Source organism: Parendozoicomonas haliclonae (assembly GCF_900174585.1).
In the GTDB taxonomy this organism is placed as follows: Bacteria; Pseudomonadota; Gammaproteobacteria; order Pseudomonadales; family Endozoicomonadaceae; genus Sansalvadorimonas; species Sansalvadorimonas haliclonae.
This window is the reverse complement of the sequence record NZ_FWPT01000004.1, coordinates 119243-134611: the sequence shown is the minus strand read 5'-3', so window position 1 is coordinate 134611 and position 15369 is coordinate 119243. Positions and strand designations below refer to the sequence as shown.

The window sequence follows — 15369 nt, the reverse complement described above, 5'->3', positions numbered from 1 at the left end:
TGCCTTTGGATTACTGTAGAGGGCGGCCTGGCAGTCTCGATTAACCCGGATAATAAGAAACCAAAACAATGAAAAAGTCCCTCACACTGGTGGCCGCACTCAGCGCAACGTCACTTGTTAATGCAGCAGGCATGACGACGCATCTGAACATGAGTAAGGATGCACTTGAGCAATTACCGGCCGGTGAGCTGAAAAACGTCATCACCGACTATGAACGTTTTATGCTGACCGGAACGGTCTATCCCGATTTTGGCCAAGCGATAAAAGTTTTACCGGGTCGTGAGGCGTACGGTCATTTTGGCCGAACTCATGGCGCAGGTTTTCATCGCCCCTACTTTGATCACATTAACCAGAAATATGATGTCGCCAACTGCTATGCCGCAGGTGATGCGGAGTGTTTAAAAGCGGTTGGCAATTACATGGGCATTCTGGCCCACAGTATTCAGGATTCCACCTGGGACATCATGATGATGCGCAAGGGGTTTTTGAAGGAGTATTGGAGTGATGATCTTTGGGTAGGTGATCTGGATACCGGTGGTGATGTCGCCATGTGGAAAGCCGGCAAGCATTTCACCTTCAGCTATACAGCGCCCTATCCCGACTTGATTGAAACCTATCAAAAACTGGGTGTGGAAACCGATGCCGCTTATCTGGGTGATGGTCTCCGAGCCCATAACATTGCGCTGACCTTCGAGCCGGCCAAGTTTATCGCTGAGAACTCCTATGACGATTACATGTCTTATGCGCCCTGGTACATGAAAAATATGATGACCGACTCCATTGGTCTGCCACTGTACGGTGAGATCACCGCCAGTATCTGGCAGGAAATGTGGAAAGCATTTATCTCGCCAGAGGGGTTGGGAGCGATTAATCCAGTGATGTTGAGCTGGCCGGCCGAAGGGCAAAGCCATGATGCCGATGCCCATCTCGTGATGGTGATGAATCGCACATTCACAGGTCTCAATGGTGAGAATGTTTTTGTGACCGATGCCACCGGGCAGAAGGTGGCGGGCCATGTGCGGGCCAGTGATTATTACGTGGCCTTCTTTCCTGACCAGCCATTGGTTACAGGACAAAGTTACGCCTTCACCATGACAACAGGCGTGCAGAAAAACGAAGGTGGTCCGCTTCTGAAAGAAGACCATAGCGTACGGTTTACCGCAGGAGAGAAAGCCGGCTACTGGCGTCTGAATAATCAGCGCACAAAGATAGGGCAGACGGGCAGGCCCATAGAGCAGGATTTTGGCCCGGACTATTTTGCTTTGAAGGATCAGCGCAGCGGACTGTGTGTGTCGGTCAAAGATGGCGTTATGAACGATAAACAGAATGTTGAACTGGCCGCGTGTTCCGAACAGCGCCATGACCAGAAGTGGTATCTGCGCGCCAGTGAAACGGCTGGCCATACCCGCGGTGCCAAGCTGGTGAATAAGAAGAATGATGGTTTCTGCCTGGACTTGTCTGAGGGTAATGCATCCAACGGCGGCAATGTGCAGATCTTCACCTGCCAGAATAAACACAATATGCGTTGGGGGTTGGATGAAGAGGGCTTTGTCCGCAGCCGTCATAACTACTCACTAGTAATGGATGCCAATGGTAATTATCCGGGTGCCAATCTCACCGTCTGGCAGCAGCACGGTGGAGCCAACCAAAGGTTTGAGCGGGTCTTCGATCAGTACAAATGGTTCCAGTTAAAAGAGCAGCAAGGTGGCCAGTGCCTGACAGTCGATGGCTCGGGTAACACGGTTCTTTCAGAGTGCAGCTCAACCAACAGCCAGAAATGGATGCGAGATGGTGAAGGGCGTATTCACTCCCGTAATAACTGGTTTACCTGCCTGGATGTTGAGGGCGGCTCTTCCGCAGAGAACGCCAATGTCATGCTGCACAGCTGCCATAAAAATGCCAATCAGGCCTGGAGCTTTATGGGGAACAGTATTCGATCTCGCATGGATTCCCAAAAAGCTCTGCAGGTGACAAATGGCAATGCCACCATTGGAGAGTTCCGTGGTGACAGTTATCAGCTGTGGTCTGTCGTTTATGAGAATGGTGATGTTGCCGTGCCGGAAAATGGCGACTTTGCCTGCTTCTATGAGCATTCCAATTTTCAGGGCAAGGCATTTTGCACATCGGAGAGTGTTGACTGGCTAAACCATTTCAACGACAGAATCAGTTCATTCCGACTGTATGGTGACCTGACTGCCATTCTTTATAGCGACAGGGATTTTAACGGGCGTGAAATTAAGGTTATGGATGATGCGATAGAGATGGATCAGCTGAATGATTCCGTCTCTTCCATCCGGATAGAGTCCCGTACTAGCGATCGTTATGCCTGTGCCTATGAACATCCCGACTATAAAGGAACGCCGCTCTGTGCTGAGGCCGGGCAGGCTTACCGGAATATGGGCTGGTACGGTTTAAACGACACAACCACATCAATGAAACTAAGTGGTGGTGCGCGGGCCGTTATCTATAAGGATTACGACTTCCGCCGCAGTTCCCGCACAGTTACCGAATCTGAACCCTTTCTCTCATCTATGAATGATGATGTTTCATCATTCCGGGTGGAGTAAGCAGGCTAAGTAGGTTGTGAGGGTGGCTTAGGCTGCCCTCTACTTCTTTTCAATACCTGACCGCTTAACAATATTGGTTGGAAAGCCATCCAGACTGGTCTGGTTAGTCTGTTCCCAATATTCCTCGATACCTTGTTGGCCACGGCGTTCAGCAAAGCTAAGCAGTCCCTCCCGCTGAGCAACATAGTCATACAAAGGCACAGCTTTGCCGCAGGAGTTCTGGGTACGCTCGATATCGACGACGAATATCTGCCGTGTTCCCGGATGATCGGGGAATAGATCGAAGTATTTCTGCCAGTCTTTATCCTGCTGGTGCAGAACTCTGGCCTGACCGTACAGGCGAAGGATCAAAGGTTGCCCTTCAAATGCACAGAACATAATGGTCATACGAGGGTTCAGCTGAACATGGGCTGAGGTTTCATTGCCACTCCCGGTCAGGTTCAGCCAGGCAACTCGGTTCGGGTTGATGACCCGAAAGCTATCAATGCCCTTGGGGGAGATATTGACCGATCCTTCAGTCGCTGCAGTGCCCACAAAGAATATCTGCTGGCGTTCAATAAACGCCTGCTGTTCATCCGTTATTTCTGTATGAAGCTTTCCCATCCCTATACCTCATATTCTTCTGACCATTTTTTGAGTTCATTCAGTATACCCAAAGCCGACTGACCGAACGGGGTGAGTTCGTAACTGACGGCGATTGGACGATCACTCATAACTTTGCGGAGCACCATGCCTTCCCCTTCCAATTCTTTAAGACGCTGATCAATCATCTTTTTGCTGGCACCGCCCAGCATCCGTGAAAGCTCATTAAAGCGCACCGGGCCATCTTTGAGATGAAAGAGAATAGAGCCTTTCCACTTGCCGCCAATCAGGCGCATGGCCTTTTCTATAGAGCAGGGTTCAAGGCAGATTTCATGGTCTTTCTTGCGCGAGCGGGGAGCGGTAACGGCAGCTTCGGACATTCTTGTTATCCAGGTTACTAAAAGTTAACTGGTTGATTTAGTTCTCTACGGGGAAATAGTATACCGGCACAGTAAACACTGACCAGTGCCGTGAGAAACAAGAGCAATAAGTGACAAGCGCAGTCAGCGACAAGAACAACCAGTAAGTCTATGAGAAAGCCATGAATGTATTGAAGTCATTTAACCCGGCCGATGGCGAGCTGGTCGGGGAAGTCACCGTTACCCCTGCAGATCAGATTCCAGCCGTTGTTGCACAGGCGAAAGAGGCAGCCAAAATCTGGCGCCGTAAAACAGCCAAAGAACAGCTGGCGATTGTTGAGGCGGCCTATGCCAAAGCCGAGCCCCATGCTGAAAGACTGGCTCAACTGCTCAGTATGGAGATGGGTAAGGATATACGACGTTCTACCAGTGAAGTGCAGGGCAGTATCTTTTCCGGGCCGTATATCGGTCAGGGTGTGGTCGAGGCTTTGAAGTCGCGCAACCTTGGCCATGGCACAACTTTGCAGTATCAGCCTTTGGGTGTAGCTGCCGTTATCTCGCCATGGAATTACCCGCTGGCGATGGCGAATAACCTGATAATTCCGGCGTTGATTGCCGGTAATACTGTTGTTTTCAAACCTTCAGAAGAAACCCCACTGATTGCCCAGGCGTTTGTCGAGATTCTCAACCAGACACTGCCTGAGCATGTACTGCAGATCATTCATGGTGATAGCGAACAGGGTAAAGCACTGGTGGAAAGTGACGTGGACATTGTCGCCTTCACCGGCTCGATGGCTGCCGGGCGAGACATCATGCAGCGTGCTGCCGGTTCTTTGAAACGTCTGGTGATGGAGTTGGGCGGCAATGATCCGATGATCGTGATGAATAATGCCAATATCGAAGCGGCAGCCCGTTTTGCTGTCGGCAGCAGTGTCGAGAATGCCGGGCAGATGTGCACCTCCACCGAACGTATCTATGTGGATGAGCGCATTGCTGACCGTTTTGAACAGCGGGTTGTGGAACTGACTTCATCTCTGAGTGTTGGGCCGTGGAATCAGCCGGGAGTAAATGTTGGCCCCATTATTAATGAACGACAGCACAACCGTATCGTAGAGCATATCCGTGATGCGGAAGTTCATGGTGCCAAGGTGTTGTTAGGCGGTTCCAACCAGCCGGAGCGTTATATTCAGCCAACGGTGATCACCGGCCTGACGAAAGCTATGCGGATGGAGAGTGAAGAAACCTTCGGCCCGGTGGTGGCGATCAGCCGTTTCACCAATATCCAGGAAGCGATAGAACGTGCCAATGATTCCATCTATGGATTGGGCGCAGTGGTCTTTGGCGGACAAGGTGCAGAAGCCGTCGCCGAGCAGATGGAAGCCGGTATGGTCGGCATCAACCAGGGGCCGGGTGGTGCTGGCGAGGCGCCATGGGTTGGAGCCAAGCAGAGCGGCTTTGGTTTCCATGGTTCAGCGGAAGGGCACAGGCAGTTTGCGCAGGTACGGGTGATCGGTAAATAAAAGGAAGGTGGTCAGAATGATAAACAGCCAAACGACCTCGAGTTCAAGAGATAGCTTTTATAGGGATAGCTTCTATGTAGTTGCCCATGAGCCGGGTGCGGAACATGCAGCCCTGCCAACCTGGGCTAACCATCAGCCTAATCCAACGCAGCTTGCAGCATCTCACTCCAGTAATGTCGAGCGGGTTGAAGTGCCGGGTGTTCCCGGCGCTTTCCAGCTGTTAAATGTTCTTACACCAGAAGAGTGTGAACGTTTGATCCAGTCCACAGAAGAGCTGGGCTACTTGAAGGATGCTGCCGTTTCTCTGCCGCGGGAGATTCGCCATAACCACAACGTGACCTGGGTGGTTGATGAAAGCATCGACAAAATAATCTGGGAACGTTGCCAGCATCTGGTTACGGATGAACAAGGGATCTTTGGCGGCAAGCAGGCTCTGGGTATCAATGCCCGGTTCCGCTTCTACCGCTACCAGCCCGGTGACTATTTCCAGATTCATACCGATGGCTCATGGCCGGGCAGTCGGGTCATCGATGGTGATCTGATCGGGCAGGCCTATGAGGATCGCTGGAGCCAGATGACCTTCTTGATTCTGCTTAGTGAGGATTTTGATGGCGGCGAAACCACGTTTCTGGTGAATAAAAATGATCCGTCGCGTCCCGCCCGTCGGGGCGATGATGTGGAAGCGGTGAAGATTCGCACGCCAGCAGGCGGTGTGCTGTGCTTCCCTCACGGGATGCATCCGCTGCACTGCCTGCATGGCTCTGAGCCGATCACCAAAGGTACGAAATATATTATCCGTACCGATATCCTGTTCGAGATCTGATATCACTCGGCTCGGAAGGGTTGAATTACTTCAGCCCTTCCAGATTCACTTCCACCGCCTCACCCAGCCAATAGGCGTAGTCGGTATGATCTTTCAGATCATCTCCGGTCACGCCATGCACCAGTACGCTGAGCCCATCCCGGTTGGCATCCAGCCAGGGAATAAACGGTTCAAAATCTTTAAAGGTAAACAGAATCTGGCAGCTCCAGCGGGTGTGTGGACCAACATTCTTCTGGTGGACACGACCAACCTTCAGGCCGAACTTCTGCCCAGCCTGCTCACAGAGTTCTGTGGCGAAAGCCAGAGTACTCTGATCAAAATAAACGTGGGCGTGGTAGACCTTATGGATATTGACTGGAGGTTTAGACAACGTGACTGCTCCAATTATTGGGATGTTATTGTTTTTGGCTTAGCCGGTATCAGCGCAGTGTACTCTGATTAGTCACCTCCGGCATGTCTTACACTGAAGAAAAGATCAGGATAGAAAGGCCATGGATCGCCTACCCGCTTCCCCACCAAATTCGGGACAACCCGCTGACCAGACTGTTCAGACTAAAGAGACGGAATCTGTCGGCTTTGGCCATACCCGAGTCAAAGAGGCTCAGCCGAATCCGCATGTGACAGAGGGTTTAAGACAGTCTTCAGAATCGGATGCTCCTCCCGATCAAGGTGCTACCCGTAAGGTAAGACCCTTGAAAGTTTGCCCAACTCGACCGGTAACTGAAGATACTCTTATGATGGGATTCGAGGGTACCGAGCTTCTGGATCTGTTGGGTGGGGATCCTGATAAGGTAACCAGAGAACAGCTGTCGAAGGCTTTGCGCGATTGGCTGGAGTTTGAACAGCTTCCAGACGTTGGAAAGTGTCTGGACGTTGCTTTAGCCGAAAGCATTGAAGGTTGTATCGGAGAGAAGGACAAAGCCTTGGCAATTCTAAGCCAAAGCCTGTCGCCATTTATGGTGAACAGGGATTATCCCAGTGCCGAGCTGGCATCCATCGAACCTTCTATTGAAAGTGCAAAACTATTACTGACTCGATCATGGGCACTCCATAAACAATCAGCGCATACCGATTTGAGTGCGGAATCGAGGCAATGGCTGAAAGAAGAAATCCAGACAGTGGAACAGCTGCTAACGGCTCATCTCCGGGAGCTGTATAAACCTGAAAGGCTTGCGTCGCTGGAAGAGTGTATTGCTCGACTCGACTATAACGATCTGGAAAGCATTCATCATGGTTTTATTCCTGTAAATGAACTGGGAGAAGTGGCGGCTGAAGCATTAGAGATCCTTGCAGCCCTGCAGCACCTTTTTGCACAGGGGGATCTTCTGGAGCCATTACTGCAAAAGGCACTGGTTAAGGCGACAGGTTGTTCGGCCGCTACGTCTTTATCCATGCTGGATGCAATGTTTGAAAAATCCCGCCAAGAGCCATCTGCGGTTAAAGGTCTGCGGAGGGTTCACTTTTCAGGAGGTGCCAATGCAGAACCTCAACGTGAAGCACTGACAAATATGGTTGGCCAGAAACTGCGGGGTTGGTACAACGATGCCAAGATTCATCTGAAAACCCTGAATGATGAAACTGATCAGGAGGCCGAGGATGATTTATACCAGAGTATGGTCGAGCAATTACCGGTCAGTGGTGAGGATGCCAAGAATCTTGAGGCGGATATTCAAAAACTGATCCCCCGAGATTTCCCCGGAAGCCGTGCTCAATTAGCCATTGAGACATTGGCTCTGTTGCGTGAGCAAAAAGAGATGCTTTGTCGTCCACGTAGCGGCATGAAACAGGATAATAATGGGCAGATGGTCGGTTGTTATGTACTGCGAGATTATCCAAAGGAGGTCTCTCTGCTTATGCCGCAGAACTGGCAGAATCATGAACAGGTCTGCCGCTTTACGCCGGATAAAGCTATCTCGTTCTTTGGTCAGCTTTATGAATGTATGAGCACGGAAATTCTGAAAGGTCTATATAGTCGTATAGAAAAGGGAGACTTGCCTGATGATCGCAAAGCGCTTTGTCTTGTGTCGATAACCCAAAGGTTGAATCAAATTGAAAGCGATGATGGGAAGGGAACTTAAGAGAAAGTTCCCTCTTCGTTTAATATTGTTGTAGTGCACGGTTGAGCCTGTCATAAGCGTCCTGCTCCAGATAACCATAGGTATACCATGACTCAACCATCTCTAAAGGTGTCTGGCCGGATTTGTTTCTCTTGTTTAAAGAATCACTGCCACCATGCTTGAGCAGCAGAGCAAAGATTTCATCAGAGACCATCCACTTAACGGCTATATGAAGTGGGTAATCTCCGGCACTGTAGTAATTGGGGAGATTAGGCGTTATCTGCACGACAGCCTGCGGATAGACATTCAAAACAGCCCTGACTGCGTCCACATTTAAACTTTTAATGGCGGCAGTGAGTAAATCATTGCCCGTTCTATCGCGAAGTCTGGCAAGTTCAACACCATTGCCTTGCTCAAGAATCATGTTCAGGCTCTTGGTCATACCGTTGAAAGAGAGATAGTGCGGCAGCGGCGTTCCATGACAGCTGAAAGCGGCAATAAAAGAGGGTGGTAACTCTCCCCCTTCAATAGCCGCGATGATTTCACGATCCATAACATCGATCATCTCTGTCTCAACTTGTCTGGCAGGGGCAGCCTGCTGCCAGGCTCCTGAATAGATTGCTTCCGGAGCATCAAGGCGGCGGAGGAATGCCTGCCGCCTGGCGTTGTCCTCACGAGACATGTCTTTCTCGCTTAGATATTGAATCAACCTGGTCTTCTGTGCTGCATTCTCCAGTCGGGCTCCGTACTCCCAGGCCAGCTCAAACCCTCGCAGGGGCCACCCGAAAGTCATCATGTCCCCAATCATATTTCTTTGGCCATCACCGGCAATAAGATTGGGGTTGCCACCGTGATGCAAAACGAAATCAACCATGTAATACAGCCGGTTAGCCATGGACATACGCAGCATTGTGGCATTGTCCTTATCCCCGGCATTGATATCGGCACCATTTTCCAGCCCCCACTGTGCCAGCATCCTGAAGCCACTGAAGGCAGCAAAGGACAACAGGTGACGGCCGCGTTTTTCTGTTTTGCCGGAAATAGGTGCATTCAACAGGGCAATGGCCTCATCTGGACCTTCGGATTGCTTTAACTGCTCGAAGGTTTGGGCATAGGCTCGCAGAACAATCTCTTCCACCTTATCGTTCGCGGTCTTAGTCTCCGCAAGCTCATACTCGGGAATAATCTGGCTATCAACGGCATTGTCCGCTGTGCTCAAGCCCGCAATAAGGGGCAGAGATAAAGAGAGCAATGCGGTTATCAGAGGGTTCTTCATTGATCCGGCGATTCCTGAGAGGCTGATGCCACTGGATATCGGCTGCAGGCGGGAATACTTCTGTCTGGGGATTAGCGGTGAGATTCGTAAATTCTTAACGGAACGGTATGATAAAAGCAGGCCGAATAGAAAATATTAAAAGAGGTCGCTTATGCTGAAACTGTTTTTACTCATTACCTGTGCCGTTGCCTGCTTTCATTTCAATGATCCCGAATCCTCTTCCTTATTGATCAGTGATGTCCTGTATGTGATGGGCTGGTTCTTTTCTGTAGGTGCGTTTGTTTCACTCATATTCCCTAGTGCATCTTCCGGCAGTACTCGAACAGGCTCTGGCGGTTCATCTGGTGTGTTTTATGGGGATGGCAGTGGTGGCGGAAGTGATGGAGGCTGTGGGGGAGATGGTGGTTGTTAATCGCGACCTTTCAGAATAGCGCGTGCAGCGAGAGCTGCACGCGCGTGTTTTATTGTTCTTAATGCACGGGAGATTTTTCCCTATCGGGCCTAATAATTTCAAAGATGCCCATAACTTCGTCCAGCAACTTGATTGCTGAATCTGCTCTGCTGCTCTCTTCACTCTCATAACGAGAGACGACTCCTAATCGTATGGGGGAGCCTCCCATCGTGCCCACCGGATAAGTGCCGTACATTAATCCTCGGGTTACAGCATCAAGACACTCGCGGTGACTTGCAGTGATATCCCCCGGTTTTTCGGCGATTTTTCCCATCATGGTCTCAGTGGGCTCAACGTAAAGTGTGGCTGTAAAGCTGTCTTCTGTCTGATATTCACAGGACTCCCGAAACTCATAGAGTGTCGCCTGCTCCATGGCGGAAAGAGGTGTGTTGGCTGTCTCTACCATCAAACGTGCGGCGATATCGAGTGGTGTGAAGTCTGTGATGAAGTTGTTGCCATTGGTATCGCTCCACTCCTTTTCAGCGTGAGATAACAGGCTCTGATAAAATCCAAGACGCTCAGAAAATGAATAGTTTTCGCCCAGTTTCATACCCAGACTGGTGAGTATTTTTTCTTCATCGATAGAGATAAGAAGAAAGTCTTCTTTCTGACTGATCTGTTTTGCCAGTGTGATCTTGTCGTTTTTATTGGCACCGCATAGTCCAATCATAGAGAGCCTTTTTATTATTTGTCTTATAAAACGCCTGCATGAAATGCAGTGAAGGATTTGTATCACAGGGGGATTTGAAAAGTTTACTAAGGCACTTTAAATAAATTTCTTGTTTTTAATGGCCGTAATCTGTTAGTGGAAGGAAAGGATCTCATCACGGTGGGGACCGCTTTAAAGTATGAAACTCACCATACTTATTCAGATATACGCTTAGGCTCTTTCCTCATTCGGCAGTGGTGCTGAATGAGTCAGGTAAGTGGGGGATGGGAGCAAAAGTGGATTGCAGAAAGCGAAGGGGGAGCGGGAGCGGAGCGCAATATGTCTGGGGTGAGACGCCCTGTTGACGACCCAAAATTCAGATACAAAAAAAGACCTACGCCGTTTGGCTGTAAGTCTTTGATGTGCATGGCGCACCCAAGAGGATTCGAACCTCTGACCTCTGCCTCCGGAGGGCAGCGCTCTATCCAGCTGAGCTATGGGTGCTTATGCAAATGTCTTCTAAATTACCCCAAAGAGTCACTCAGAAAACGGCGCTCATAATACTCATGACGCATGGGCAAGTCTACGGGTTTTTTACGGATTCTCAAGCTCTGACAGGCTTCGTAGCGGTGATTGGGGCGGGTTTGGAAATACGTACTATAAAAATTGTGTAGGATACGTCTTGACCATTGCCTTGTGTGATTGTTGGCAGGGTGGCGATTGTCTATAATCGCGTCTGTCTATAAAAAATGGGTCTTTTACTCGTTTACCTGAATCTGCACTTGCACTAATGAACATGGACAGGCGCATTACACAAAAAGAAGGTAAGCATTGAGGGTGATTGGCCACAAATAAGTCCGTGAGTAATCATGAGGAACGACGAGTGGCAAACGTCATTAGCACGCGCGCACTGAAAGCCGCTGTTTTGTTTGGGGGAATGATGAGCGGTCTGGTGCTGGCAGCGCCGGCCGACGTCGATAAGGCTACCCGTAAAGAGATCGCTGAGCGTATTGCTCCTGTAGGTGAAGTTTGCCTGGAAGGGCAGCCTTGCGCTTCTGCAGCACCAGTTGTTGCCAGCAGTGGTCCCCGCACCGGAGATGCTATCTACAACACTTATTGCACAGCTTGTCATACTGCCGGTGTTCTGGGAGCACCGAAGAAAGACGACAAGGCCGCCTGGGATACCAAGCTGGCCGCAGCAGGCTCTTATAGCCAACTGCTGAGCAATGCGATCAAGGGTATTGGTTCCATGCCGCCAAAAGGTACCTGCATGGACTGTTCCGATGAAGAGATCAGTGTTGCTATCGAATACATGAGTGGTCTTAAGCCTTAATAACGGGCCTTGATTCGTCTGCTCCTGTCATAAGCAACCTTCGCTGTAAGGTTGCTTATATCTCCCTTATGTAATTATCTGTTGTTTCCTGTCTCCAGCTCTTGAATGCAGGGATAGAGCTGTTATTCTCCGCACCCGATTTTGCTAAGACGCAGGATTTGGTCTTGTTGTCCGTTGTGTTGGCTTTGAGCCTTTCGTTGCTTAGCTGTGCATTCGGTCAAATCTATACTTTCCATTCTTTACATATCTGGGGAACCCTTATCATGGTTCGTTTTCTCAGTTCGTTTCGCGCAGCGCAGTTTGCTGCCGTTACCAGCGTTCTTGCAGCAGTGATGCCTGCAGCCTCTTTTGCTTCTGCTGAAGCTGATTCCGGTTCTGATAAAAAGAACGGAGAGCTGTTTGTCTATAACTGGTATGACTTTATTGCTGAAGACACAGTTCCGAACTTTGAAAAGAAATCCGATGTTGCGGTTACCTATGATGTGTACGAAAGCAACGAAGTTCTGGAAGCAAAGCTGCTGTCTGGCCGCAGCGGTTACGATGTCGTGTTCCCATCCCACGACTTTCTGGCGAACCACATCAAGGCTGGTGTTTACGAGCCGCTGGATAAGAGCAAGCTGACTAACTACGGCAACCTGAATCCTGCCACCATGAAGCTGCTTGAGACTGTGGATCCGGGCAACATGTACGGTATTCCTTATCTGTCCCAAACAACCGGTATCGCGTTGAACCGTGCCAAGGTTGAAGAAGTGCTGGGTAAGGATGCGCCAGTCGATAGCTGGGCACTGGTGTTTGATCCAAAGAATATGGAAAAGCTGGAGAAGTGTGGTGTGGCCTTCGCTGATGCGCCAACCGAGATCTTCTCCTCTGCTCTGCGTTACATGGGTAAGAATCCAAACTCCAAGGACACCAGTGATTACCGTCAGGCATCCGAAATGCTGTCCAAGATCATTCCTCACGTTCGCTACTTCAACCCGGCCCGTGCTCTGACTGATCTGGCGAATGGTGATCTGTGTGTGGCTGTCACCTGGACTGGCGATGCCATGATCGCGACCGAGCGCGCGGTTGAAGCGGGTAATGGTGTGAAGGTTGATTACGTGATTCCTAAGGAAGGTGCTGGCATCTCCATCGATATGATGGCCATGCCTAAGGATTCCAAGAACAAGGACAATGCCTACAAGTTCATGAATAACCTGCTGGATGCTCAGGTTTCCGCTGATATCGTGAACTATGTGTACTACCCAAGCCCGAACAAGGCTGCCACCCCGCTGGTGACCGAAGAGCTGCGCAACCATCCGGGTATCTACCCGACTGCACAGGTTGAAGAAACCCTGTGGCTGTTCGAGCCGGTTGATAACAAGCTGCGCCGTTTGATCACCCGTGAGTGGACGCGTCTGACCACTGGCGGCTGATCCCTGCTGCTAATGCCGGTCTGGCTCTCTTGAGCCAGGCCGGAAAGCGTCGATAAATACCCTGTTAGCTCCAACTTCCCGTAACAGGACTTATCGATGCCAGAGGCTTTCGGAATATGACCGATGAGGGTAAAGGACTGACCCTGATGGTCGTCGAAGATAATAATTTCCAGAGAGCAGTAGCCGCCAAGGTGCTGGAAGACCTTGGCTGCGACCATGTCCTTGCCGCCTCCGATGGCGATGATGCCCTCCGCCAGATAGTTGGCCACCCCGATAGAATTCATATTGTTCTCAGTGATCTGGATATGCCCGGCATGGATGGCGTGGAGTTTCTGCGGCACCTGGCCGAGCGCAATCTTGCAGACGCAGTAGTGATTGCCAGCGCCCTGGACTCAGCCCTGATTCATACCGTCGAAGATATGGCTCACGAACATGGGGTTCAGGTGCTGACCAATGTGGAAAAGCCGGTCACCCGGGACAAGATGCGTGGGGTGATCGAGCAGTACCGCAAGGAACGCAGATCCCGTAACCCGGCGGCTGAACCGGAAGAGTTCACCGTCGAAGATATTCGTCATGGGCTGGATAACGATGAGTTCACCGTCTGGTATCAGCCCAAGGTGCAAATAAAGGACGGTGCCTGGATCTCCTCGGAGGCGTTGTCCCGCTGGAATCATCCGGAAAAAGGCATCGTGATGCCGGCCCGCTATGTTCCTTTGCTGGAGGAGCATGGATTGATTGATCTGCTGACCTGGAAGCAGGTTCACCAGATTATTGAGGATCTGCGTAAATGGCAGATGGAAGGCCGTAACCTCTCGATAGCCGTGAACCTCTCTCCGGTGTTGCTGGAGGATGTTGATATGCCCCAGAAGCTGGAGGCGATTATGGCGCACCACGGCGTATCAACCTGTCGGATGACGCTGGAGCTGACAGAAACCGCAGTTATGAAGAATGTGGCGCGCAGCTTGGAAACCCTGGCTCGGTTGCGAATGAAAGGCTTCCCCCTCTCCATTGATGACTTCGGCACCGGCTTTTCCAACTTCCAGCAGCTCAACCGCATTCCTTTCACCGAGCTGAAGATTGATCGCACCTTTATAAGAGATCTGGAGACCAAAGCCAGTGCCAGAACGATAGTGGAGTCCAATATCGAGCTGGCCCAGCGGATGAAGCTGAAAGCCGTGGCAGAAGGTGTGGAACAGATCGATGAATGGAATACCCTGGCCGGTATGGGGTGTGATCTGGTTCAGGGTTATTTTGTCGCCCGCCCCATGCCCTGGAATCATCTGGATTCCTGGGAGCAGGGCTGGCAGCAAAGGTTTCAGGCTGGGTTGTCTGACCAGAATTAAACCGCTTACTTGGCTGGTGTAGCCAGCTTCTCCCCTTTCTTCAGCTTCATCAGGCAGCTGTTGCACAGGCAGGCCTGCCCATCCAGACCCTCTGGCTTTTCCATATCTGGTGGTGAGGGTGGCATTTCAAAACACCAGCAATGGTCATTTCCGGCAGTAATACCGCAACCTACGGGCTCACCGCATAAGGGACATTGATCTTCGGTCTGCAGTTCATTTTCCATGAGATAACCTGTGCCGGAACTCGAAATAATGGCGGTTGAAGAATATACCTGCGGGTGGATGCGAGACAAAATATCGGGTTCCCACAGGTGGCTGACGGATGGCAGCAGCGCCGACAGCGACTCCGCCACTTGCGCAGGGCATCGCCCTTCTCTAGAATGCCCTGTTCCTGTGCCACTCGTGTACAGGTTTATCTGTGGGTTTTTGTCTGAAACCATTCAGACGTTCCCATTTACTCCTTGCCTTACCGGGCTTTTGCAGTAGTACCACGAAAGTGGGTTTTTGCAGGCCGTGGGAGGCTATTAACCCGTAAGGAGCAGTCATGCGTCATTACGAAATCGTTTTTCTGGTACACCCTGACCAGAGCGAACAAGTACCTGCAATGGTTGAGCGTTACAAGAAGCTCATCGAAGAAGATAACGGCAGCGTACACCGTCTGGAAGATTGGGGCCGTCGCCAGCTGGCTTACCCAATCCAGAAGATCCACAAAGCTCACTACGTGATGATGAACATCGAATGTAGCGAAGCTGTACTGGAAGAACTGACCAGCAACTTCCGTTTCAACGACGCTGTTATCCGTAACATGGTTATTCGTCGTAACGAAGCTATCACTGAAGCCTCCATCATGATGCAGGTTGAAGAACGTCGCGAAGAGCGTCGTGAGCGTCGTGAAGAGCCAGCAGTAGCTGAAACTTCTTCTTCTGAAGAAGAGTAATCCTGTTCCAGGTTAACCGTCAGTTCTGAGCTTCGGCTCGGGACACAGAAAGGAGGCGTT

The 15369-nt window shown here is 50.7% G+C and carries 15 protein-coding genes and 1 tRNA gene; 9 read left to right on the top strand and 7 right to left on the bottom strand.

Annotated elements, in window-relative coordinates:
• Positions 1 to 68: 68 nt before the first annotated feature.
• A complete protein-coding gene (locus EHSB41UT_RS09755; protein ID WP_087109243.1) occupies positions 69 to 2567 on the top strand; it encodes a ricin-type beta-trefoil lectin domain protein in 2499 nt (832 codons plus the stop codon).
• A 39-nt stretch (positions 2568 to 2606) separates the two neighbouring features.
• On the opposite strand, the gene EHSB41UT_RS09750 is transcribed toward EHSB41UT_RS09755, so the two are convergent.
• Complete coding sequence (locus EHSB41UT_RS09750) at positions 2607 to 3170, bottom strand: pyridoxamine 5'-phosphate oxidase family protein (RefSeq protein WP_087109241.1); 564 nt, start codon at positions 3168 to 3170, stop codon at positions 2607 to 2609.
• A 2-nt stretch (positions 3171 to 3172) separates the two neighbouring features.
• A complete protein-coding gene (locus EHSB41UT_RS09745) occupies positions 3173 to 3529 on the bottom strand; it encodes a winged helix-turn-helix transcriptional regulator (RefSeq protein WP_087109239.1) in 357 nt (118 codons plus the stop codon).
• A gap of 161 nt (positions 3530 to 3690) precedes the next feature.
• Here EHSB41UT_RS09745 and EHSB41UT_RS09740 point away from each other — a divergent pair, with 161 nt between their 5' ends.
• The gene (locus EHSB41UT_RS09740; RefSeq protein ID WP_087109237.1) at positions 3691 to 5028 is read left to right on the top strand and encodes an aldehyde dehydrogenase family protein; all 1338 of its coding nucleotides are present in this window, start codon (positions 3691 to 3693) and stop codon (positions 5026 to 5028) included.
• Between the two features lie 16 nt (positions 5029 to 5044).
• A complete protein-coding gene (locus EHSB41UT_RS09735) occupies positions 5045 to 5851 on the top strand; it encodes a prolyl hydroxylase family protein (RefSeq protein WP_087109234.1) in 807 nt (268 codons plus the stop codon).
• 25 nt (positions 5852 to 5876) lie between these two features.
• Here EHSB41UT_RS09735 and EHSB41UT_RS09730 read toward each other — a convergent pair whose 3' ends face one another.
• The gene (locus EHSB41UT_RS09730; RefSeq protein ID WP_087109232.1) at positions 5877 to 6221 is read right to left on the bottom strand and encodes a DOPA 4,5-dioxygenase family protein; all 345 of its coding nucleotides are present in this window, start codon (positions 6219 to 6221) and stop codon (positions 5877 to 5879) included.
• Between the two features lie 121 nt (positions 6222 to 6342).
• Here EHSB41UT_RS09730 and EHSB41UT_RS09725 point away from each other — a divergent pair, with 121 nt between their 5' ends.
• Positions 6343 to 7929, top strand: a complete 1587-nt coding sequence (locus EHSB41UT_RS09725) for a hypothetical protein (protein ID WP_087109230.1) — start codon at positions 6343 to 6345, stop codon at positions 7927 to 7929.
• 19 nt (positions 7930 to 7948) lie between these two features.
• On the opposite strand, the gene EHSB41UT_RS09720 is transcribed toward EHSB41UT_RS09725, so the two are convergent.
• Positions 7949 to 9184, bottom strand: coding sequence for an ankyrin repeat domain-containing protein (locus tag EHSB41UT_RS09720; protein WP_087109229.1), 1236 nt, complete (start codon positions 9182 to 9184; stop codon positions 7949 to 7951).
• Positions 9185 to 9335: 151 nt separating this feature from the next.
• Between EHSB41UT_RS09720 and EHSB41UT_RS09715 the strand changes: the two genes are divergently transcribed.
• Entirely contained in the window at positions 9336 to 9596 is a 261-nt protein-coding gene (locus EHSB41UT_RS09715; protein ID WP_087109227.1) for a hypothetical protein, read from the top strand.
• A gap of 58 nt (positions 9597 to 9654) precedes the next feature.
• On the opposite strand, the gene EHSB41UT_RS09710 is transcribed toward EHSB41UT_RS09715, so the two are convergent.
• Both EHSB41UT_RS09710 and EHSB41UT_RS09705 read right to left on the bottom strand, forming a co-directional pair.
• Positions 9655 to 10305: a hypothetical protein gene (locus EHSB41UT_RS09710; RefSeq protein WP_087109225.1), complete on the bottom strand. Its 651-nt coding sequence runs from the start codon at positions 10303 to 10305 to the stop codon at positions 9655 to 9657.
• A gap of 406 nt (positions 10306 to 10711) precedes the next feature.
• Positions 10712 to 10788, bottom strand: a tRNA-Arg gene (locus EHSB41UT_RS09705).
• Between the two features lie 379 nt (positions 10789 to 11167).
• Here EHSB41UT_RS09705 and EHSB41UT_RS09700 point away from each other — a divergent pair.
• The 3 genes from EHSB41UT_RS09700 to EHSB41UT_RS09690 all read left to right on the top strand — a co-directional run bounded on the left by EHSB41UT_RS09700 (position 11168) and on the right by EHSB41UT_RS09690 (position 14372).
• On the top strand, positions 11168 to 11617 hold the full coding sequence (locus EHSB41UT_RS09700) for a c-type cytochrome (protein ID WP_242667273.1): 450 nt from the start codon (positions 11168 to 11170) through the stop codon (positions 11615 to 11617).
• A 263-nt stretch (positions 11618 to 11880) separates the two neighbouring features.
• Complete coding sequence (locus tag EHSB41UT_RS09695; RefSeq protein ID WP_087109220.1) at positions 11881 to 13029, top strand: polyamine ABC transporter substrate-binding protein; 1149 nt, start codon at positions 11881 to 11883, stop codon at positions 13027 to 13029.
• A gap of 116 nt (positions 13030 to 13145) precedes the next feature.
• Entirely contained in the window at positions 13146 to 14372 is a 1227-nt protein-coding gene (locus EHSB41UT_RS09690) for an EAL domain-containing response regulator (RefSeq protein ID WP_087109218.1), read from the top strand.
• A 5-nt stretch (positions 14373 to 14377) separates the two neighbouring features.
• On the opposite strand, the gene EHSB41UT_RS24610 is transcribed toward EHSB41UT_RS09690, so the two are convergent.
• Positions 14378 to 14596, bottom strand: coding sequence for a cysteine-rich CWC family protein (locus EHSB41UT_RS24610; protein ID WP_087109847.1), 219 nt, complete (start codon positions 14594 to 14596; stop codon positions 14378 to 14380).
• Positions 14597 to 14916: 320 nt separating this feature from the next.
• On the opposite strand from EHSB41UT_RS24610, the gene rpsF reads away from it, so the two are divergent.
• A complete protein-coding gene (gene rpsF, locus EHSB41UT_RS09680) occupies positions 14917 to 15309 on the top strand; it encodes a 30S ribosomal protein S6 (protein ID WP_087109216.1) in 393 nt (130 codons plus the stop codon).
• Positions 15310 to 15369: the final 60 nt, after the last annotated feature.